20 protein-coding genes and 2 tRNA genes are annotated in these 18,564 nt (G+C 73.8%); 8 read left to right on the forward strand and 14 right to left on the reverse strand.

Going from position 1 to position 18,564, the window contains the following annotated elements; all coding sequences use genetic code 11:
• The first annotated feature begins 41 nt into the window (after window positions 1–41).
• Complete coding sequence (locus ACK8OX_RS02910) at window positions 42–1,724, forward strand: thiamine pyrophosphate-dependent enzyme (protein ID WP_430662420.1); 1,683 nt, start codon at window positions 42–44, stop codon at window positions 1,722–1,724.
• A gap of 6 nt (window positions 1,725–1,730) precedes the next feature.
• Here ACK8OX_RS02910 and ACK8OX_RS02915 read toward each other — a convergent pair whose 3' ends face one another.
• Entirely contained in the window at window positions 1,731–2,114 is a 384-nt protein-coding gene (locus ACK8OX_RS02915; protein WP_430662421.1) for a hypothetical protein, read from the reverse strand.
• A gap of 48 nt (window positions 2,115–2,162) precedes the next feature.
• Window positions 2,163–3,950, reverse strand: coding sequence for a gamma-glutamyltransferase family protein (locus ACK8OX_RS02920; RefSeq protein WP_430662422.1), 1,788 nt, complete (start codon window positions 3,948–3,950; stop codon window positions 2,163–2,165).
• A gap of 79 nt (window positions 3,951–4,029) precedes the next feature.
• On the opposite strand from ACK8OX_RS02920, the gene phnN reads away from it, so the two are divergent.
• Window positions 4,030–4,608 (forward strand): phosphonate metabolism protein/1,5-bisphosphokinase (PRPP-forming) PhnN, encoded by a 579-nt coding sequence (phnN, locus tag ACK8OX_RS02925; RefSeq protein WP_430662423.1) that lies wholly within the window; start codon window positions 4,030–4,032, stop codon window positions 4,606–4,608.
• On the opposite strand, the gene ACK8OX_RS02930 is transcribed toward phnN, so the two are convergent.
• From ACK8OX_RS02930 to phnG, 8 genes are read right to left on the reverse strand one after another with little or no spacing between them, the layout of a single operon-like run.
• Entirely contained in the window at window positions 4,547–5,218 is a 672-nt protein-coding gene (locus ACK8OX_RS02930) for a DUF1045 domain-containing protein (protein WP_430662424.1), read from the reverse strand. The genes phnN and ACK8OX_RS02930 overlap by 62 nt on opposite strands.
• Before the next feature lie 31 nt (window positions 5,219–5,249).
• Entirely contained in the window at window positions 5,250–6,392 is a 1,143-nt protein-coding gene (locus tag ACK8OX_RS02935) for an alpha-D-ribose 1-methylphosphonate 5-triphosphate diphosphatase (RefSeq protein ID WP_430662425.1), read from the reverse strand.
• On the reverse strand, window positions 6,389–7,087 hold the full coding sequence (gene phnL / locus ACK8OX_RS02940) for a phosphonate C-P lyase system protein PhnL (RefSeq protein WP_430662426.1): 699 nt from the start codon (window positions 7,085–7,087) through the stop codon (window positions 6,389–6,391). The genes ACK8OX_RS02935 and phnL overlap by 4 nt, the downstream gene beginning before the upstream one ends.
• Window positions 7,084–7,842 carry a phosphonate C-P lyase system protein PhnK gene (gene phnK / locus ACK8OX_RS02945; protein WP_430662427.1) on the reverse strand — a complete coding sequence of 253 codons (759 nt, stop codon included), beginning with the start codon at window positions 7,840–7,842 and terminating at the stop codon, window positions 7,084–7,086. The genes phnL and phnK overlap by 4 nt, the downstream gene beginning before the upstream one ends.
• Complete coding sequence (locus tag ACK8OX_RS02950) at window positions 7,839–8,690, reverse strand: alpha-D-ribose 1-methylphosphonate 5-phosphate C-P-lyase PhnJ (RefSeq protein WP_430662428.1); 852 nt, start codon at window positions 8,688–8,690, stop codon at window positions 7,839–7,841. The genes phnK and ACK8OX_RS02950 overlap by 4 nt, the downstream gene beginning before the upstream one ends.
• Entirely contained in the window at window positions 8,687–9,790 is a 1,104-nt protein-coding gene (locus tag ACK8OX_RS02955; RefSeq protein WP_430662429.1) for a carbon-phosphorus lyase complex subunit PhnI, read from the reverse strand. The genes ACK8OX_RS02950 and ACK8OX_RS02955 overlap by 4 nt, the downstream gene beginning before the upstream one ends.
• Window positions 9,791–9,793: 3 nt before the next feature.
• Window positions 9,794–10,363: a phosphonate C-P lyase system protein PhnH gene (gene phnH / locus ACK8OX_RS02960; RefSeq protein ID WP_430662430.1), complete on the reverse strand. Its 570-nt coding sequence runs from the start codon at window positions 10,361–10,363 to the stop codon at window positions 9,794–9,796.
• Window positions 10,360–10,842 (reverse strand): phosphonate C-P lyase system protein PhnG, encoded by a 483-nt coding sequence (gene phnG / locus ACK8OX_RS02965; RefSeq protein WP_430662431.1) that lies wholly within the window; start codon window positions 10,840–10,842, stop codon window positions 10,360–10,362. Before phnG ends, phnH begins: the two co-directional genes overlap by 4 nt.
• 95 nt (window positions 10,843–10,937) lie before the next feature.
• Between phnG and phnF the strand changes: the two genes are divergently transcribed.
• From phnF to ACK8OX_RS02980, 3 genes are all read left to right on the forward strand, one after another.
• Window positions 10,938–11,684, forward strand: a complete 747-nt coding sequence (phnF, locus tag ACK8OX_RS02970) for a phosphonate metabolism transcriptional regulator PhnF (RefSeq protein WP_430662432.1) — start codon at window positions 10,938–10,940, stop codon at window positions 11,682–11,684.
• Between the two features lie 5 nt (window positions 11,685–11,689).
• Entirely contained in the window at window positions 11,690–12,829 is a 1,140-nt protein-coding gene (locus ACK8OX_RS02975) for an alpha-D-ribose 1-methylphosphonate 5-triphosphate diphosphatase (protein ID WP_430662433.1), read from the forward strand.
• A 107-nt stretch (window positions 12,830–12,936) separates the two neighbouring features.
• A complete protein-coding gene (locus ACK8OX_RS02980; protein WP_430662434.1) occupies window positions 12,937–13,548 on the forward strand; it encodes a hypothetical protein in 612 nt (203 codons plus the stop codon).
• Window positions 13,549–13,561: 13 nt separating this feature from the next.
• Here the strand turns inward: ACK8OX_RS02980 and ACK8OX_RS02985 are convergent, their stop codons facing one another.
• The 3 genes from ACK8OX_RS02985 to ACK8OX_RS02995 form a co-directional block, all read right to left on the reverse strand.
• Window positions 13,562–14,191 (reverse strand): HAD hydrolase-like protein, encoded by a 630-nt coding sequence (locus tag ACK8OX_RS02985; RefSeq protein WP_430662435.1) that lies wholly within the window; start codon window positions 14,189–14,191, stop codon window positions 13,562–13,564.
• 59 nt (window positions 14,192–14,250) lie between these two features.
• Window positions 14,251–14,325: transfer RNA gene (locus tag ACK8OX_RS02990), tRNA-Asn, on the reverse strand.
• 123 nt (window positions 14,326–14,448) lie between these two features.
• Window positions 14,449–14,519 (reverse strand) — tRNA-Cys (locus ACK8OX_RS02995).
• A gap of 105 nt (window positions 14,520–14,624) precedes the next feature.
• On the opposite strand from ACK8OX_RS02995, the gene ACK8OX_RS03000 reads away from it, so the two are divergent.
• The 3 genes from ACK8OX_RS03000 (at window position 14,625) to ACK8OX_RS03010 (ending at window position 17,361) form a co-directional block, all read left to right on the forward strand.
• On the forward strand, window positions 14,625–15,323 hold the full coding sequence (locus ACK8OX_RS03000) for a protein-L-isoaspartate O-methyltransferase family protein (RefSeq protein ID WP_430662436.1): 699 nt from the start codon (window positions 14,625–14,627) through the stop codon (window positions 15,321–15,323).
• A gap of 73 nt (window positions 15,324–15,396) precedes the next feature.
• Window positions 15,397–16,806, forward strand: a complete 1,410-nt coding sequence (locus ACK8OX_RS03005) for a TolC family outer membrane protein (protein ID WP_430662437.1) — start codon at window positions 15,397–15,399, stop codon at window positions 16,804–16,806.
• 3 nt (window positions 16,807–16,809) lie between these two features.
• The gene (locus tag ACK8OX_RS03010) at window positions 16,810–17,361 is read left to right on the forward strand and encodes a DUF2497 domain-containing protein (RefSeq protein WP_430662438.1); all 552 of its coding nucleotides are present in this window, start codon (window positions 16,810–16,812) and stop codon (window positions 17,359–17,361) included.
• 209 nt (window positions 17,362–17,570) lie between these two features.
• Here ACK8OX_RS03010 and ACK8OX_RS03015 read toward each other — a convergent pair whose 3' ends face one another.
• Entirely contained in the window at window positions 17,571–18,443 is an 873-nt protein-coding gene (locus ACK8OX_RS03015) for a helix-turn-helix domain-containing protein (RefSeq protein ID WP_430662439.1), read from the reverse strand.
• Between the last annotated feature and the right edge of the window lie 121 nt (window positions 18,444–18,564).

The following is an 18,564-nucleotide window of genomic DNA, read 5'->3' on the forward strand; positions in this document are numbered from 1 at the left end:
TCGCGCTAATCCTGCCCGCCGCAAGGCACGGAGGTTGCGCGATGGCGGATGCGGCAGGCATCGAGGGCAGGACCGGCGGGCAGCTGCTCGCCGATGCGCTGGTGGCGAACGGCGCCACCCATGTCTTCGCCGTGCCGGGCGAGAGCTACCTCGACCTGCTCGACGGGCTCTACAACCAGCGCAACCGCATCCAGCTCGTCACCTGCCGGTTCGAGGCGGGGGCGGTCCACATGGCCGAGGCCCAGGGCAAGCTGACCGGCCGCCCCGGCGTCGCCGTCGTCACCCGCGGGCCCGGCGCCTGCCATGCCGCCATCGGCGTGCATGTGGCGATGCAGGACAGCACGCCGCTCGTGCTGCTCGTCGGGCAGATCCCGGTGTCGGAGACGGACCGCGAGACCTTCCAGGAAGTGGACTACCGCCGCTTCTTCTCCCCCATCGCGAAATGGGTGACGCAGATCGACGACGCGGCGCGCATCCCGGAACTGATGGCCCACGCCTTCGACGTCGCGACCAGCGGCCGGCCGGGGCCCGTGGTGGTCGCGCTGAGCGAGGAGATGCAGAAGCACGTCGTGGCCGTGCCGGACATCGGCCCCTCGCCGGTGCTGCCCGCGCATCCCGCCCCGGCCGCGCTGCCGCGGATGATGGAGATGCTGGCCCGCGCCGAACGGCCGCTCGCCATCCTCGGCGGCAGCGGCTGGACGGCGGAGGGCAGGGCGGCCATCCGCGACTTCCTGGTGGGCAACGACATCCCCGTCGCCGTGTCCTTCCGCCGCCAGGGCCTGTTCGACGGCACCAGCCCGCATTACGCGGGCGACCTCGGCGTGGGCGCCGATGCCGGGCTGGTGGCGAAGGCGCGGGAAGCGGACCTGATCCTCGCCTTCGGCACCCGCCTCGGCGAGCCGGTGAGCCAGGGCTACACGCTGTTCGACCTGGCGGGGCGGCAGCCCATCGTGCAGGTCCACCAGGACCAGGCGGAGATCGGGCGCGTCCACCGTGTCGCGCTCGGCATCACCTCGGACCTCAACGCCTTCGCGGCCGCCGCGGCGGCCACGCCGCGCATCGCCGCACCGCGCTGGGCAGGCTGGCGCGCCGCGCTGCGCGCCGCGCGGGAGAAGCAGGCCGTCGCGGGCAGCTACGAAGGGCCGCTGAACCTCGCCGTCGCGCTGCAGGCGCTGGAGGAGGCACTACCGGCGGACACCATCTTCACCACCGATGCCGGCAACTTCGCCACCTGGCCGACGCGCTTCATGCATGTGGCGGAAGGCCAGGACTTCCTCGGCCCCACCAACGGCGCGATGGGCTATGGCGTGCCGGCCGCGATCGGCGCCGCCATCACCCATCCGGACCGCACCGTCGTCTGCTTTGTCGGCGACGGCGGCGCGCTGATGACCGGGCAGGAACTCGCCACCGCCTTCCACCACGGCGCCGCGCCGATCATCCTGGTCTTCAACAACGGGATGTACGGCACGATCCGCATGTACCAGGAGCGCACCTATCCCGGCCGCGTCTCCGGCACGGCGCTGACCAACCCGGACTTCGCCCGCTTCATCGAGAGCTTCGGCGGACATGGCGAGGTGGTGGAGCGCACCGAGGAGATGTTGCCCGCCTTCCAGCGCGCGAAGGCCAGCGGCAAGCCCGCCATCATCGAGGTGCGGACCAACCCCGAGCAGGTGACGAACCGCGCCACCATCGCGGAACTGCGCGCGCAGGCGGCGAAGCGGTAGGCCGCGTCAGCCGGCCGTCGCGGCCCCCCCGGCAGCATCCGCGGCCGGGGCGGTGCCGCGCGGCCGCCGCGGTGGCCGCGGGCCGAACAGCAGCGCGTTGCGCTCCGGCAGGCCGAGCCCATCCCAGACCGGCGCGGCCTCCTCCTCGCGGGTCGCGAGCGGCGGTTCGGCGCGCCGCATCCGGGCGAGCACGCGGCCGCGCTGGGTCGGGGTCAGCTGTTCCCAGAACCGGGTGAGCCACGCCTCCCTCCGCACCCTCTCGCCAAGGGTGACGGGCGGCGCGGCCGCGGCCGAGCTTGCCGCCGACATTGCCGGTGGCGGGGGCACGCGCGCGGCGCAGCCGGCCGCCCAGGCCAGAATGGAAAGGGCGAACAGCCTCCGGCACGCCATGGCGCGAGGGTTGGAGGGCGGCGCGGGCCGGGTCAATTCACGCCGCCGTCACCGGCCGACCGCGTAGCCCTGCATCCCGCGCGGGTTGGCGCCGGCGAACAACTGCCCGTCCGCTTCCTGCCGCGCGGCCGAAAGGCGGCCCTCCGACCATTCCCCGCCGACATCCACCTGGTGGCCGCGCGCGCGCAGCGCGTCCGCCACCTCGGTCGGGTAGCGCCCCTCGATCACCACCTTGCCCGGGCGGGCATGGCGGGGCCAGAAGCTGCTCGGCCAGTGTTCGGTGTGGAAGGACGGCGCGTCGATCGCCTGCTGGATGTTCAGCGCGTGGTCGACCATGCGGGCATACATGATGGGCTGCCACTGGTCCTGCTGTTCGCCGCCTGGCGTGCCGAAGCTCATCCAGGGCCGCCCGTCCTTCAACGCCATGCCCGGCGACAGGGTCGTGCGTGGCCGCTTGCCCGGCTTCAGCCCGTTCGGCAGCGATTCGTCGAGCCAGAACATCTGCCCCCGCGTGCCGAGGCAGAAGCCGAGTTCGGGGATGGTGGGCGAGGATTGCAGCCATCCGCCCGACGGCGTGGCGGAGACCATGTTGCCCTGGCAGTCGATCACGTCGATGTGGCAGGTGTCGGCGCCGGAGACGCCGAGTCGCGCGACCGTCGGCTCCCCCGCGCCCGCCGCGCGGGTCAGCCAGTCGATCCGGGACGCCGCGTCGTGGTCCACCCAGGGTGCCGGCATGCCGGGCAGGCTGCCGGGGCGCAGCTCCATTGACGCCTCCTCCCCGACCAGGCGGCGGCGGGCGTCGTTGTACTCGGCGCCCAGCAGGTGGTGGATGGGCACGTCGACGAAATCCGGGTCGCCGTAATAGGCCTCGCGGTCGGCGAAGGCGAGCTTCAGGCATTCCACCACCGTGTGGACGAAGCGTTCGCCCAGCGGGTCCATGCCGGCGACATCGAAGCCCTCCAGCAGGGCCAGCGTCTGCAGCATCGTCGGCCCCTGGCTCCAGACGCCGCATTTCAGCACCGTGGTGCCGCGGTAGTCGCGCCGCAGCGGCGCCTCCACCCCCGCGCGCCAGCGCGCCATGTCGTCGCCGGTCAGCACGCCGCGATGGCGCCGGCCGGAGGCGTCCAGCACCTCGTTCCCGCGGAAGAAGCGGTCGATCGCCTCGGCGACGAAGCCGCCGTACCAGGCGCCGCGCGCGGCGTCGATCTGCGCGATGCGGTCGCGGCCGGCGGCCTCGGCCTCGCGCAGCAGCCTTTCCCAGGTGTCGGCCAGGGCGGGGTTGGCATAGAGCCCGCCCGGCTGCGGCCCGCCGTTGCGCAGCCAGACGGCGGCGGAGGTCGGCCACTCGCTCTCGAACAGCGGGCGGACGGAATTCAGCGTGGCCACGACGCGGGGCACGTAGTGGATGCCGCGCCGCGCATAGCCGATCGCATAGGACAACACGTCGCGCAGCGACCAGGTGCCGTGGTCCCGCAGCATCAGCGCCCAGGCATCGAAGGCGCCCGGCACCATCGCCGGCAGCAGCCCCGTGCCGGGGATGAGGTCGAGCCCGAGTTCGCCCTTCACATGCGCCACCGTCAGCGCGGCGGGCGCCACGCCCTGCCCGCAGATGACGTGCTGCGCGCCGGACTTCGCCTCGTGCACGATGATGGGGCAGTCGCCGCCCGGGCCGTTCAGGTGCGGCTCCGCCACCTGCAGGGTGAAGCCGGCGGCGGCCGCGGCGTCGAAGGCGTTGCCGCCGCGCTCCAGCACGCCCATCGCGACCTGGCTGGCGATCCAGTGGGTGGAGCCGACCACGCCGAAGGTGCCGGCGATCTCGGGGCGTGTCGTGAACATCCGATGTCTTTTCCGCTGGTCCGCTTGAGAAGCCGGATAGGGGCAGGCAGAAGGCGCGCGGTCAATATCGCGGTGCGGGATGCTGGTTCCTGTGGTCGGCCCTTCCGGGGCGGGGAAGGACACGCTGATGGCGGCGGCCCGCAGCCGCCTGGCAGGCGACCCGCGCTTCGTCTTCGCGCGGCGCTGCATCACCCGCCCGGCCGAGGCCGGGGGCGAGGACCACCACCCGATGACCCGCCCGGAGTTCGAGGCGGCACGCGGCGCGGGCGCCTTCGCGCTGTGGTGGGAGGCGCATGGCCTGCTCTACGGCATCCCGAGTGAGGTCGGGGACCGGCTGGCCGAGGGCCGCGTCGTCATCGCCAACCTCTCCCGCACGGTGCTGGCGGAAGCCGCCGCCCGCTGGCCGACCCGCGTGCTGCTGGTGACCGCGCCGGCCGCGCTGCTCGCCGCCCGGCTCGCCGCCCGGGGGCGCGAGGGGGCGGAGGACGTCGCCCGCCGCCTCTCGCGCGAGGCCGCGCTGCCCGCGGGAATCGAGGTCGAGACGGTGGTGAACGACGCGGGAGTGGAGGAGGGGGTGGGTCGCGTGCTCGCCGCGCTCAGCCGAGCAGCGGAAGGCGCTCGGCCACCAGGAAAGGCGCGCCCGGACCGGCCTGGGTGAACAGGCACAGCTCCGTCACCCGGCGCGGCAGGGCGGGCGTGTCGCCCAGATGCGCGGCCAGCGCGGGCCGCACCGTTGCGCATTCCGCCTCCGTCAGCCGCCGCGTGAGCGTGACGTGGAACCACCACTCGTCGAGGACGTACTGGTAGCCCCAGCGCCGCAGGTGGTCGCGCTGCCGGTCCGTCAGGCGGTCGGGGCGGCGTCGGGCGATCTCCTCCTCCGTCGGCGGCACGCGGTGGGCGTCGAGCGCGGTGACGCAAGCGTCGCAGAAGGCCTGAAGGCCGGGCGAGCGTTCCGACTCCAGCAGCGCCAGGAAGCCGTGATGCTCGGCCAGCCGCAGCGGCGGCAGCGCGAAGGGGCGGGTGCGGGCCGCGAGTGCCATCGCATCGGCCCGCATCGCCGCCCAGGAGGTCGCGATGCGGAAGGGCGGCTTCAGCGTGGCGTGCAGCCCGTAGCCGCGCGCATCGGCCGTGATCGCGGCGAGGTCGAGGCCGGGCAGGGCCGGCTGCGGCAGGGTGGCCCCGGTTTCCGCATCGCGGCCGAGCCAGCGGGAGCCGAGTGCATGGAGCGGGTCGTCGACCCGCGGGGCCCAGTAGAGCGCGACGCGCATCAGCGGCGCCGCCCGTGGCAGGTGCTGCGCGTCACGACACCCGTTCCCCCGCGCGCCAGACCCGCCGCACCACCGCATGCCCCTCGAAGGGATGAACCTGCACGAGGTCGGCGCGCAGCCCCGCCTCGATCCGGCCGCGATCGTCGAGGCCGACCATCCGCGCCGCGCCGTCGGTGATCATCCCGACCGCCTGCGGCAGGGTGATGTCGCCGGTGCCGGCGGACAGCCACGCGGCTTCCACCATGGCGGGCGGCACGTAGTCGCTCGCCAGTACCTGCACCGCGCCGGCCCGCACCAGGTCGGCCGCGGCGACGTTGCCGGAATGGCTGCCGCCGCGCACGATGTTCGGCGCCCCGGCGATCACCCCGACGCCCAGACGCTTCGCCTCCTCCGCCGCGTCGAGCGCGACGGGGAATTCGCTGATCATGATGCCGTCGGCGGCGTTGCGGCGCACCACCTCCGGCGTGTCGTCGTCATGGCTGGCCAGCGGCAGCTTGCGGTGCGCCACGCGGTCCAGCAGCCAGCGGCGCTGCGGCTCGCGCAGGCGGGCGCGCTGTTCCAGCAGCTCCGCGATGCGGCGGTCCACCTGCTCCGCCGTCTGGTTGTGCTGGCGCATGCGCATCAGGCGGTAGCGCGGGATGTCGCGGTACTGGCCGACCCCGGGGGAGTGGTCCATCAGGCTGACCATCCGCACGAGCGGGTGGTCGGCCACGCCCTCCACCAGTTCCGGCATGTCCGCCGCCGGCAGTTCGCAGCGGAGATGCAGGAAATGCTCGCTCCGCAGCAGATGCGTGCGGCTCAGCACATCCAGGTCCGCGACGCCTTCGAGGAAGGTCTGGGTGCGGCCCGCGTCGAAGCCGAGATCGCCGAGGCAGAGCGCGTCCAGCACCGTGGTCACGCCCGCCGCCGCCGTCTGCGTGTCATGCGCGAGCATGGCGGAACGCGACGGCCAGCGCGCGGTGGCGCGCGGCTGCACCTGGCGTTCGAGGTTGTCCGTGTGGACGTCCACGATGCCGGGGATGAGGTGGTCGCCGCCCAGGTCCTCGGCGCCCGGCAGGTGGCTGCGGCCGGGCTGGACCTCCGCGATGGCGGCGCCGCGAAGGACGACGGTGCCCGCCACCACCTCCCCGGGCAGGACGAGGAGGGCATTGGTCAGGATGGTCTCGGGGGTCATGCGGCGTCCTGGAAGGGCAACACGTCGAACAGGCGGTCGGCCACGCGGTCGCGGACCTCCGCATCGTGGAAGATGCCGATGACGGCGGCGCCCCGCGCCTTCGCCTCCGCGACGAGGGCGATCACCACCTCGCGGTTGCGGGCATCGAGGCTGGCCGTCGGCTCGTCCAGCAGCAGCACGGGGTACTCGGCCGCGAAGCCGCGGGCAAGGTTCACCCGCTGCTGTTCCCCGCCCGAGAAGGTGGCCGGCGGCAGGCCGTGCAGCCGCGCCGGCAGGTTCAGCCGGGCGAGCAGCGCGCCCGCGCGGCGCAGCGCCTCGGCGCGCGGCACCCCGCGCAGCACCAGCGGCTCCGCCGCGATCTCGGCCGCGGGGACGCGCGGGATGACGCGCAGGAACTGCGAGACATGGCCGAGCGTGTCGCGCCGCACCTCCCGCACCAGCCGCGCATCGGCGGCGGCGAGGTCCACCACGGCGCCACGGTGGCGCAGCAGGATGCGCCCCGCGCCGGCGCCGTAGTTGCCGTAGAGGCAGCGCATCAGCGTGGACTTGCCCGCGCCGGACGGGCCGGACAGCGCGACGCATTCGCCCGGCGCGACGGAGAGGTCGAGCCCGCGCAGCACCGGCAGTGTGACGCCGCCCTGGAGGTGCAGGGTGAAGTCCTTGCCCAGCCCCTCGGCCCGCAGCGCCCAGCTCATGCCGCGAGCACCGAGGAGACGAGGAGCTGCGTGTAGGGGTGCTGCGGGTCGTCCAGCACGCGGTCGGTCAGGCCCTGTTCCACCACGCGCCCCTCCCGCATCACCAGCATCCGGTGCGCCAGCAGCCGCGCCGCCGCGATGTCATGCGTCACGATCAGCACCGCCAGCCCGAGATCCGCGACCAGCGCGCGGATGAGGTCGAGCAGCCTCGCCTGGACCGAGACGTCGAGCCCGCCGGTCGGCTCGTCCATGAAGACCAAGCGCGGTCCGGTAACCAGCGTGCGGGCGATCTGCAGCCGCTGCTGCATCCCGCCCGAGAAGTTGCGCGGCAATTCGTCGAGCCGCGCCGGGTCGATCTCGACCCGCCGCAGCCAGTCCGTCGCCTGCGCGCGGATGTCGCCGTAGTGGCGCGCGCCCACGGCCATCAGCCTCTCGCCGATGTTGCCGCCGGCGGACACCGCGAGGCGCAGCCCGTCGCGCGGGTTCTGGTGGACGAAGCCCCAGTCGGTGCGCATCAGCCGCCGACGCTCCGCCTCCGCCATCGCCAGCACGTCGCGGCCGTCATAGGCGACCTCGCCCGCATCGGGCCGCAGCAGGCCGGACAGGGCGCGCAGCAGCGTGGTCTTGCCGCTGCCGGATTCGCCGACGATGGCCACCACCTCGCCCGGCCAGATGTCGAGCGCGACGCCATCGAGTGCCGCGACGCGGCCGAAGCGCAGCGCCAGGCCGCGCGCCGAGAGCAGGGGGGCGGTCATGCCGCGGCCTCCGGCCCGGCGCGGCGCCCGGCGCAGTAGTCGGTGTCGGAGCAGACGAAGATGCGCCCGCCGCGGTCGTCCGTCAGCACCTCGTCGAGGTAGCTCGTGCGGGAGGCGCAGAGCGCGCAGGCATGCGGCGCGCGGATCGGCCGGAAGGGGTGGTCGTCGAAGTCCAGGCTGCGCACGGCGGTGTAGGGCGGCACGGCGTAGATCCGCTTCTCCCGCCCCGCGCCGAACAGCTGCAGCGCCGGCATGCGGTCCATCTTCGGGTTGTCGAAGGCCGGGATGGGCGAGGGCGACATGAGGTAGCGGCCATCCACCATGACGGGGTGGTTGTAGCTGGTGGCGATGCGGCCGTGGCGGGCGATGTCCTCGTACAGGCGCACCTGCATCAGCCCGTAATCGGCCAGCGCGTGCATCCGCTTCGTCTCCGCCACGCGCGGCTCCAGCCGGAACAGCGGCTCCGGCATCGGCACCTGGTAGACGAGGACCTGGTTCTCGGTCAGCGGGCGTTCGGGGATGCGGTGGCGGGTCTGGATGATGGTCGCCTCGGCCGTGCGCTCTGTCGTGGCGACGCCGGCGGTGCGGCGGAAGAAGGCGCGGATGGAGACGGCGTTGGTGGTGTCGTCGGCGCCCTGGTCGATCACCTTCACCACGTCGCGCGGGCCGAGGATGGCGGCCGTCACCTGGATGCCCCCGGTGCCCCAGCCATAGGGCAGCGGCATCTCGCGCGAGCCGAAGGGGATCTGGTGGCCGGGGATGGCGACCGCCTTCAGGATCGCGCGGCGGATCATCCGCTTCGTGCTCTCGTCCAGGTAGGCGAAGTTGTAGCCGGGGTCCGGGGTCATTCCGCCGCCTCCGCCCGCGGCTGCGTCTCCGCCCCCGGACCGGCCGCCGCGGCGCGCATGGCGCGCACATTCTCGAGCTCCGACTGGAAGTCGACATAGTGCGGCAGCTTCAGATGCTCGACGAAGCCCGTCGCCTCGACGTTGTCGCAGTGGTACAGCACGAATTCCTGGGCCTGCGCCGGTGCTGCCGCGTCCTCGCCCAGCTCCTCGGCGCGCAGCGCGCGGTCCACCAGCGCCATCGACATCGCCTTGCGCTCCCCATGGCCGAAGACCAGGCCGTAGCCGCGGGTGAACTGCGGCGGCTCGGTCCGGCTGCCCTTGAACTGGTTCACCATCTGGCATTCGGTCACGGTGATCTCGCCGATCTCGATGGCGAAGCCGAGCTCGGGCGGCGTGAACTCCACCGTCGCCTCGCCCACCCGGATCTCGCCCACGAAGGGGTGCGCGTTGCCGTAGCCGCGCTGGGTCGAGTAGCCGAGGCCGAGCAGGAACCCCTCGTCGCCGCGCGCCAGCGCCTGGAGGCGCGTCGGCCGGTCGGCGGGGAAGGCCAGGGGTTCGCGCGTGAGGTCGGGGGGGGGCGCATCCGAAGGCGCCTCGCGTTGCATCAGCCCGTCGCCGGCCAGCAGCTCCGTCACGCGCGGGCTCGGCGCCGGGTCGGGCTCCGCCTCGGGCGCGGGGGGCGGCGGGCGGCCCTCGGCGGCAAGGCGGAAGTCCAGCAGCCGGTGCGTGTAGTCGAAGGTGGGGCCGAGCACCTGCCCGCCGGGCAGGTCCTTGTAGGTGGCGCTGATGCGCCGGCGGATCAGCATCGCCCCGGTATCCACCGGCGCGCTCGCGCCGAAGCGGGGCAGGGTGGTGCGGTAGGCGCGCAGCAGGAAGGCAGCCTCGATGAGGTCGCCGCGCGCCTGCTTCACCGCCAGCGCGGCGAGGCCGCGGTCGTGGCACGACCCCTCCGCCATCACGCGGTCCACCGCGAGGCCGAGCTGCTGCTCCACCTGGGCCGCCGTCAGTTCCGGCACCGCCGGGTCGCCGCGGCGCTCGGCGTCCAGCCAGGCATGCGCCGCCCCGATCGCGCGTTCGCCGCCCTTGGTCGCGACATACATGGCTCAGGCGTCCTCCACCGTCGTGGTGCGGGGCAGGGCCGCGATGCGGTCGCCCGCGCAGAGGATGACATCGACGCCGCGCGGGTGGCGGGCGCGGTTGCGCGCCCAGTCCGCGACGAAGCCGGCCGGCGCGCCGGCGACATGCAGGCGGTGCGCGTCCCGGATGCCGGGCCCGGTCAGGCGCCAGCCGCGCCCGGCTTCCAGCGCCGCGACGTCGAGGATCAGCGTCGCACCCGCTTCCGGCTCCTCCTCCGTGCCGGCGGGCAGGGAGAGCAGCGGGGCCGTAGGGTCCAGCACGAAATCGGCGCCGTCCGCCACCAGCGGGCAGCCGCAATGGAAGCGCACCCAGGCGAGGGCTTCGGCGCCGGCGCCGAGCCGGAGCCGGGTGTCGCCGTCCACCAGCGTCAGCAGCACGGCCGCGGCGGCGGGCGAAAGGCCGGGCGGGCATTCGGCCGGCGGGACGATGCGCTGCACGCGGCCGGGGCGCGACATCGCCTCCAGCACCGCGCGGAAGCAGGCCTGGCCGTCCAGCACGGGATCGGCGAAGCCGCGGAAGCGGGTGGTCGCGTTCATCGCATCTGCTGCATCGTGAAGAACTGCACCTTCGTCGCCGCTGCGCGCCGCGCCACCTCGTCCCGCCGTGCGGCCTGTGCGGCGGCCAGCGGCGCGATCACCGCCGATTCCACCGCCGCGCGCCGCGCCGCATCCTGCATCAGCGCATCGACCAGGGCGGCGAGTTCGGCCTGCCGCGCATCCCGCCCGGCGACATAGGCGTGGCCGACCGGGCCTTCCGCCAGCCGCACGGTGCAGCGCGTGACGGTCATCTCGCCGAGGTTGAAGGGCGCGCCGTCGCCGCCCGCGCGGCCGCGCACCATGACGAGCCCGGTTTCCGGCCCGCGCAGGCGGGCATGGGGCGGGGGGGCGGGCAGGGCGGCCAGCCGCGCGGCGATCTCGGCGCCGGTCGCGCGCGCCAGGATGCCCATCCAGCGGCGGCGATCGGTCGGGGCCGCCGCGTCCCCCTCCCGCACCGCGGGATCGTCGGAACCGGTCATCTGCTGTCCTCGATTTATCTAGACGACTAGTCGTCCGCCTGCGTAGGGTCAACGCGAAAATGGCAGTGGACGCGGTGCGCAAGGTTGAACATTCGATGACGGATGGGCCCGCCCCCACGCCCGGCCTGACGCGGGGCGAGGGTGTCTCCCTCTGGCGCCAGATCGCCCAGGCGATCGAGCGTGAGATCGCGGGCGGCACGCACCGCCCCGGCGCGCGCCTGCCGACCGAGGCGGAGCTGTCGCTGCGCTTCGCCGTGAACCGCCACACCGTCCGCCGCGCGATGGAGGAACTGGAGGCGAGGGGCCTGGTCCGCATCGAGCAGGGGCGCGGCAGCTTCGTGGCCGAGGACGTGCTGGACTATCCGCTCGGCCCGCGCACCCGCTTTTCCGAGAACATCCGCAGGCAGAACCGCGAACCCGCCGGGCGCATCCTGCGCGTCGCGGAGATCCCGGCCGAGGCCGCGCTTGCCGCGCAGCTCGGGCTTCGGCGCGGGCGCGCCGTCGTGCTGGTGGAGCGGCTGGCGCTGGCGGATGGCCGCCCGGTGGTGATCGGCACCCACCACTTCCCGGCGGCGCGCTTCGCGCGGCTGCCCGGGCTGCTGGCGGCGGATCCCTCCATCACCGCCGCGCTCGCCGCCTGCGGCGTGCCGGATTACCGCCGCAGGGTCACGCGCGTGACCGCGCGCCTGCCGACGCCGGAGGAGGCGGAGCTGCTGCAGCAGTCGCGCAGCCGCCCGGTGCTGGTGGCGGAAGCGGTGAACACCGACCCCGCGGGCCAGGTGGTGGACGTGACCTTCTCCCGCTACGCATCGGGGCGGGTGCAGCTGGTGGTGGAGTCCTGACCCTGATGGCATGGCGGATCGAGGGCGGCCTCGCCCTGGGCGAAGGCGGGCTCGCCCGCGCGGATGTCGCGCTTCTCGACGGCTGCATCGCGCAGGCCGCGCCGGGGGCGCCGCGCTTCGATGCCGCGGGGCTCCTGGTCATGCCGGGGCTGGTCGACATCCATGGCGACGCGCATGAGCGCCAGATGCAGCCGCGACCGGGCATCGGCTTCCCCGCCCGGCTCGCGCTGCGCGATTCGGCGGCGCAGCTGCTGGCCGCCGGCATCACCACCGCCTTCCTCGGCGTCACCCTGTCCTGGGAGCCGGGGCTGCGCGGGATCGAGGCCTGGCGCGCCACGCTCGGCGCCGTCGAGGCGGAACGCCCGCTGACGCGCTGCGACCTGCGCATCCATTGCCGGTTCGAGGCCGACAACCTCGACGCGCTGGACGAGGTGGCGGGGGACATCGCGCGCGGACGGGTGCAGCTGCTGGCCTACAACGACCACACGCCGGGCATCCTGCGGAAGCTCGGCGATGCCGCGCAGGCGTCGAAATACGCGCAGCGCGCCGGGATGGGCACGGCGGAGTTCGTGGCCCTGGCCGGGCGCGTCGCCGCCCGCCGGGCCGAGGTGCCGGCCGCACGGCGGCGCCTGTCGGATGCCGCGCGCGCCGCGGGCATCCCGCTTCTCAGCCATGACGACGAGACCCCGGAGATGCGCGCGGAGTTCCGCGCCCTCGGCGCCGCCATCTGCGAGTTCCCGATGGCCGAGGCGGTGGCGGAAGCCGCGCGCGCGGCGGGCGAGCATGTGGTCATGGGGGCGCCCAACGTGGTGCGCGGCGGCAGCCATCTCGGCTGGTCCTCCGCCGCGCCGCTGGCGGAACGCGGGCTCGTGACCGTGCTGGCCTCGGACTACTACTGGCCGGCGATGCTGGAGGCGGCCTTCGTGATGGCCGACCGCGGCACGCTGGACCTCGGCGCGGCCTGGGCGCTGGTCAGCGCGAATCCGGCCGAGGCGGCGGGGCTTCGCGACCGCGGGCGGATCGCGCCGGGGCTGCGCGGCGACCTGGTGGTGGTGGACCCGGCGCGGCGCGCGCCGGTCGCGACCTTCGCCGGGGGGGACCTGGCCTGGATCGCCCCGGGCGCGGCCGCGCGACTGCGGGCATAGGACGCAGCCGGTCAGCCATCTTCGACGCGAAATTATTCTGGTTATACAGCTTCAAGTTGTGCTGCACTCCGACCCGCCTGACAGGCGGATCCGGAGGAGAGGCGTTCGTGGCGTACAGCTTCCAGGTCAACCCGAACGGGGCCGCTTCCGCGGTCTATGCCGAAGGGGCGTTCAACACATTCATCGTGAACGAGGTGCGACCGCGAATCGGGCCGGCGGCGCCAAACTTCTTCATCCGCATCGCATCGGGCGGTCAGACACTGACGCTGGAGATGCGGGGGACCGATCTCTACGTCGTGCGGATCGGCACCTTCCAGATCACCGTGCCGACCTACGGCACGACCACGCTGAAGATCACGCGCGGCACCTTCGACGCCGCCTTCCTCGACGGGCTGGGCGGGGCGCCGAACGAGGACACGATGCGCGTCATCCCCTTCTTCTTCAGCGAGGCCGCGCGCTTCTCCATCGTCAACCTCGCTTGCTGGCGCATCATCCGGAAGGGCGACAGCACGGTGTCGGTGAAGTGGAACGACTTCAAGGGCCTGCTGAATGCCTGGAAGACGCTGTGCACCTGGAAGGTCGCAAATGGCGGCATCCCCGGCGGGTCGCACCAGGGCGCCGGCAACCTCTTCGTGCCGGTCGAGACGGATGTGATGACCGGCTTCAACGCCGCGACGGTGAACAAGAAGCTGCCCATCCCCTCGGGCTTCGGCATCTGATGCCCGGCGCACGTCAGCCGGGCAGCAGGCGCGCCAGGTCGGCCGGCGTCTCGAACCAGGCATCCGGGCGCAGGGCGCGCAGCAGGCCGGGGCTGGCATAGCCCCAGGCGACCGCGCCGGCCGCGATGCCCGCCTGCCGCGCGGCCTCGATGTCGCGCGATTCGTCGCCGATGGCGATGGCCCCCGCCGCCGGCAGGCCGGCCGCGCGCAGGATGCGGCGGAAGCGCGCCGCCTTGCCGAACAGCGACGCCTCGCAGGCGAGATGCGGGATGCGGGCGGCCAGCGTCGGGCCCAGCGTGCGGCGGATCTGCGCCTCGGCGTTGGAACTCGCCAGCGCGAGGACGACGCCGCCATCGGCCAGCCGGTGCAGCGCCTCCTCGATGCCGGGGAACAGCGGCGGCGGCGGCGCTGCGGCCGCGAGGGCCCGCATGTGCAGCCCGATGGCGGGCAGCTTCCAGGCCGGCACGCCGAGGCTCTTGAGGATGCTGCGGTTCGGCTCGCCCCTCAGCTGCTCGATCGCGGCGGCGTCGGGGTTGCGGAAGCCAAAGCGCCGCGCCGCATCGGCCAGGGCGCCGACCATCCAGGGGAAGCTGTCGGCCAACGTGCCGTCGAAATCGAGGATGACGAGGCGAGGCGTCGGCATGGTCGGGCCCTGAACGACGAACCCCCGCCGGCGCGGGGCCGGCGGGGGTTCTGGAAGAATGGCTCCGGCGGTTGGATTCGAACCAACGACCAACGGATTAACAGTCCGCTGCGCTACCGCTGCGCCACGCCGGATCAGCCGCGGGCCGGGCCTATAACAGGGGCGCGGCGGGACGAAAAGCCCCTTCCCGGAATTCACCTGCCTGTGGCGTCGGTTCGCGGCCGTGCCGGGCGGCGGATGCGGAAAGGAAAGGGGTCAGGCCGCGGCCGGAATCGAACCGGCATTCACGGATTTGCAGTCCGGTGCATCACCACTCTGCCACGCGGCCCTGACGGCGCCTCTATCCGGCACGCCGCAGCGCCGGTCAAGCTTGGCGTCGCCCGGCGCGGCCGGCCGCTTGGCCCGGGCGGGCGCGGCTTCTATAACCCCGCCCATGCACGAGGCAGCGATGATGCACCCCGACACGGCGGCCGGAACGGCGCAGGCGCGCAGGCACATGGTGGACGGGCAGCTGCGCCCGAACCGGATCACCGACCCGCGGCTGCTGTCCGCCATGCTCGACATCCCGCGGGAGAGCTTCCTGCCCCCCGGCCTCGCGGCCCGCGCCTACACGGATGAGGACGTGCCCCTGCCCGGTGGCCGCGCGCTGATGGAGCCGATGGTGCTGGCCAAGCTGCTCCAGATCCTCGCGCTGCGCGACGGGGACCGGCTGCTGATCGTCGGTGCCGGCAGCGGCTATTCCTCGGCGGTGGCGGCGCATTGCGGGGCGCGCGTCGTCGCGCTCGAGGAGGATGCGGCCCTCGCGGCGGCCGCGCGCAGCCTGCTGCCCGCCTTCGCCGCGCCGGGATCGGTGCAGGTCGTGCATGGCGGCCTGGCGGCCGGCCACGCCGCGGGCGCGCCCTATGACGCGATCCTGATCGAGGGCGAGGTGCCGGAAGTGCCGGAGGGGATCGCCGCCCAGCTGGCCGAGGGCGGGCGGCTGGCCACGGTCCTGGCCGCAGCCTCGCGCGGGCTCTCCTCCCGCGCGGTGCTCGGGCGGCGGATCGGTGGAACGTTCAGCGTGACGGACGCCTTCGATTGCGCCACCCTGCCGCTGCCGGCCTTCCTCCGTTCGCCCGGATTCGTGTTTTGAGCCCGTGCGGGGAAGCCGGTTCCAGTCCGATGGCGGGCGGCCCGGCCGCCTCTGCCCCAGGAGTTCGTTGCCCATGATGCCGTCCCGCACCGCGCTCGCCCTGGCCGCCTTCCTGCTCGCCCCGCCGGCCCTCGTCACGGCGGCGCGGCCTGCCGCCGGCCAGACGCTGCAGGAGGCGCTGGCGCTGGCCTATGCCAACAACCCCGGCCTTCAGGCCGCCCGCGCGCAGCTCCGCGCGGTGGACGAGAACGTGCCCCAGGCACTGGCCGGCTGGCGCCCGACCGTGCAGGTGACCGGCAGTGCCGGCCAGTCCGCCGGCTCCACCAACGGCCAGGCCTTCGGCTCCGCCTTCCCGACCAACACCGCCTGGCGGTCGCGTGACGTGACCTCGACGCAGGCGAGCGTGACGCAGCCGATCTACCGCGGCGGCCGCACCCAGTCCTCCACCCGCCGGGCGGAGAACCAGGTGCTGAGCCAGCGCGCGCGCCTGCTGGCGACCGAACAGCAGATCCTCCAGGACACGGTGAACGCCTATGTCGCCGTCATCCGCGACCAGGAGGAAGTGCGGCTCAACATCAACAACGAGCAGGTGCTGACCCGCCAGCTCCAGGCGACGAACGAGCGTTTCCGGGTGGGCGAGATCACCCGCACCGACGTGGCGCAGGCCGAAAGCCGCCTTGCCGGCTCGCGCGCCGCGCGGGCCGATGCCGAAGGGCGGCTGCAGACCTCCCGCGCGACCTTCACCCGCCTCGTGGGGCAGCCGCCGGAGCGGCTGGTCGCGCCGCAGCCGCTGCGGCCACCGGTGGGCAATGCGCGGGACGCCGCGGCGCTGGCCGGGCAGAACAACCCGAACGTCGTCGCCGCCCTGTTCGACGAGGCGGCGGCGCGGGACCTGATCGACGTCAACTTCTCCGCCCTGCTGCCGCAGGTGAGCGTGACGGGCACGCTGTTCCGCAACGACAACCAGACCAGCGACGGCCTGCGCCAGAACGGCAGTCAGGTGACCGCGAACCTGACCGTGCCGCTCTACCAGGGCGGCAGCGAGCACGCGCAGGTGCGCCAGGCCCGGCAGGCCGCGCAGCAGGCGCGGCAGGTGGTCGAGGACCAGCGCCGCGCCGCCATGCAGCAGGCCACCCAGGCCTTCGAGACGCTGACCGCTGCCCGCGCGCAGGTGGACAGCGTGCGCGCCCAGATCCGCGCGGCAGAGATCGCGCTGGACGGCGTGCAGCGCGAGGCGATCGTCGGCAGCCGCACCACGCTCGACGTGCTGAACGCCGAGCAGGAACTGCTGAATGCCCGCGTCAGCCTCGTGCGGGCGCTGGCGAACGTCATCACGGCGTCCCACAGCGTCGCGTCCTCGGTCGGTCGCCTGACGGCGCGCGACCTGAACCTGCCGGTGCAGATCTACGACATGGAGGCCTATTACCGGGAGGTGCGGAACCGCTGGGTCGGCTGGGGCGACTATGCCGAGCGGACTCGCTGAGGGATGAGCGGGACGGGGCAGGCCGGCGGGAAGCCCGGCGCCGATCCGGCGATGGACGACATCCTGGCGTCCATCCGCCGCATCCTGAACGAGGATGAGACCCAGCCGGCGCCGCCGAACGGCGCCTCACCCCCGGCGCCGCCGGCGGAGCCCCTGGAACTGACCGAGGCGATGCTCGTCGCCCCGCCCGCCACGCCATCACCCGCACCGCCCGTCACCGTCCGGATGGAGGTCGAGACCGCCCCGGTGGAGCCCGCGCCCGCGCCCGTGCCCGCGCCGCCTGTGGCCGAGCCGCCGCCCGCGGCCGCCCTGCCGGCGGATGGTCTCGTCGCGCCCGCCGTCGCGGCCGCCACCACGGCCGCGCTCGGCCAGTTGCTCCGGACCGTCGCGGCGGAGCGGTCGGCGCCGGTGCATCGTGGCGGCCCGAGTATCGAGGACGTTGTTCGGGAGGAACTGCGGCCGCTGCTGAAGGCCTGGCTCGACCAGCACCTGCCGCCGCTGGTGGAACGGCTGGTGCGGGCTGAGATCGAGCGGGTGGTCAACCGCGCGGTCTGATCCGATCGGTCGAATGCCTCGACCGACCGTATACTTTTTTGTGCCCTCAATCGCCGGGCGCCGGCATCCGCCGGCTGGTCTGCGCGGCACCTGCCGCGGCGGCCGCTCGGCCAGCTGCGCTGGCCGCATCGGTCAGCACGTGATGCCGGGCGTAACCGCGCTGGCGCTGCCCGGAAGGCAGCCCGCCCCGGGCGGGGCGGGCCCGCCGGTCAGCCCGCCGCCTTGATGAGGTCCCGCACCCGTGCCGCCGCCGCCGCGCCCTTCAGCGCATCGCGCCAGGCCGATTCCGCGACGCGCTGATGCGCGGCCACCGCCTCGTCCGCCGCGGTGATGGAAGCGACGCCGAGCCCGGCATTCGGCGGCGTGTCGGCGGCGAAGGGTGAGGCGACGACATGCGCCCTCTCCCGCCCGCGCAGCACCATGAACCCGCCCGACGGCTCGACGCCCGAGGCGAGGCCGAGCTGCACGCCGATCGGCACGCTTTCCATCATCGCCGCGATCGCCTCCGCCTCGGTCCGGGCGGCGGCGAGGCAACGCTGGCGGGTGCGTTCGGGCACGGGCAGGCCGGCGGCGACGCCGCCCTGCAACAGGCGCGTCAGGGCGCCTTCGCCGAGGATGGCGATGATGGTCGGCCGCCGCGCAGCGTGCAGCTTCTTGCGCGCCGCGAGCAGGCCGAGCGCCTGGTCGGCCGAGGCGCGGGCCTGCAGCCGCTCCGCCGCCGCATCGGCCCCTTCGGTCCAGGCCTCGGCGATCGCGCCGTCATAGGCGTCGCTCGTCGTCTGGTAGCAGACGGCGCCGCCGACCATCAGGATCTGGTCGGCCCCCTCCTCCACCTGGCGAAGCCGTTCCTGGAAGGCGAGGGGGCGCGCGAAATACTCGACCCCGATGCCGAGGAGGGAGAGGGGGGAGATCTTCAGCAGCTCGGCCAGGCGCCGGATGGTGTCCAGCTTGATGACCTCGCCCTTCTCGTAGCGGTAGAGGGCGGCGCGGGAGACGCCGAGCCGGGCCGCGATCTCCTCGGCACGGAGACCGGATTCCAGGCGATACGCGCGCAGCTGCTGCCCGATATCCGCGAATCGCATGCAATCCCCCGTTGGTCGTCCGAATCAGATACAACCGCGCTGGCGGAGACGGAATCTCACGCCATGCCGGCGGTGGCTAAAATGCGGGACGTTTTCGGGGGATGCAACGCGGAAAATGACG

The organism is Falsiroseomonas sp. CW058, from assembly GCF_050563535.1.
Taxonomy (GTDB): Bacteria; Pseudomonadota; Alphaproteobacteria; order Acetobacterales; family Acetobacteraceae; genus Falsiroseomonas.

Excerpts from the sequence above, each read along its gene's own strand:
- ACK8OX_RS02910 (WP_430662420.1), top strand. The coding sequence starts at position 42 with ATGGCGGATGCGGCAGGCATCGAGGGCAGGACCGGCGGGCAGCTGCTC.
- ACK8OX_RS02915 (WP_430662421.1), bottom strand. The coding sequence starts at position 2,114 with ATGGCGTGCCGGAGGCTGTTCGCCCTTTCCATTCTGGCCTGGGCGGCC.
- ACK8OX_RS02920 (WP_430662422.1), bottom strand. The coding sequence starts at position 3,950 with ATGTTCACGACACGCCCCGAGATCGCCGGCACCTTCGGCGTGGTCGGC.
- phnN (WP_430662423.1), top strand. The coding sequence starts at position 4,030 with ATGCTGGTTCCTGTGGTCGGCCCTTCCGGGGCGGGGAAGGACACGCTG.
- ACK8OX_RS02930 (WP_430662424.1), bottom strand. The coding sequence starts at position 5,218 with ATGCGCGTCGCGCTCTACTGGGCCCCGCGGGTCGACGACCCGCTCCAT.
- ACK8OX_RS02935 (WP_430662425.1), bottom strand. The coding sequence starts at position 6,392 with ATGACCCCCGAGACCATCCTGACCAATGCCCTCCTCGTCCTGCCCGGG.
- phnL (WP_430662426.1), bottom strand. The coding sequence starts at position 7,087 with ATGAGCTGGGCGCTGCGGGCCGAGGGGCTGGGCAAGGACTTCACCCTG.
- phnK (WP_430662427.1), bottom strand. The coding sequence starts at position 7,842 with ATGACCGCCCCCCTGCTCTCGGCGCGCGGCCTGGCGCTGCGCTTCGGC.
- ACK8OX_RS02950 (WP_430662428.1), bottom strand. The coding sequence starts at position 8,690 with ATGACCCCGGACCCCGGCTACAACTTCGCCTACCTGGACGAGAGCACG.
- ACK8OX_RS02955 (WP_430662429.1), bottom strand. The coding sequence starts at position 9,790 with ATGTATGTCGCGACCAAGGGCGGCGAACGCGCGATCGGGGCGGCGCAT.
- phnH (WP_430662430.1), bottom strand. The coding sequence starts at position 10,363 with ATGAACGCGACCACCCGCTTCCGCGGCTTCGCCGATCCCGTGCTGGAC.
- phnG (WP_430662431.1), bottom strand. The coding sequence starts at position 10,842 with ATGACCGGTTCCGACGATCCCGCGGTGCGGGAGGGGGACGCGGCGGCC.
- phnF (WP_430662432.1), top strand. The coding sequence starts at position 10,938 with ATGACGGATGGGCCCGCCCCCACGCCCGGCCTGACGCGGGGCGAGGGT.
- ACK8OX_RS02975 (WP_430662433.1), top strand. The coding sequence starts at position 11,690 with ATGGCATGGCGGATCGAGGGCGGCCTCGCCCTGGGCGAAGGCGGGCTC.
- ACK8OX_RS02985 (WP_430662435.1), bottom strand. The coding sequence starts at position 14,191 with ATGCCGACGCCTCGCCTCGTCATCCTCGATTTCGACGGCACGTTGGCC.
- ACK8OX_RS03000 (WP_430662436.1), top strand. The coding sequence starts at position 14,625 with ATGCACGAGGCAGCGATGATGCACCCCGACACGGCGGCCGGAACGGCG.
- ACK8OX_RS03005 (WP_430662437.1), top strand. The coding sequence starts at position 15,397 with ATGATGCCGTCCCGCACCGCGCTCGCCCTGGCCGCCTTCCTGCTCGCC.
- ACK8OX_RS03010 (WP_430662438.1), top strand. The coding sequence starts at position 16,810 with ATGAGCGGGACGGGGCAGGCCGGCGGGAAGCCCGGCGCCGATCCGGCG.
- ACK8OX_RS03015 (WP_430662439.1), bottom strand. The coding sequence starts at position 18,443 with ATGCGATTCGCGGATATCGGGCAGCAGCTGCGCGCGTATCGCCTGGAA.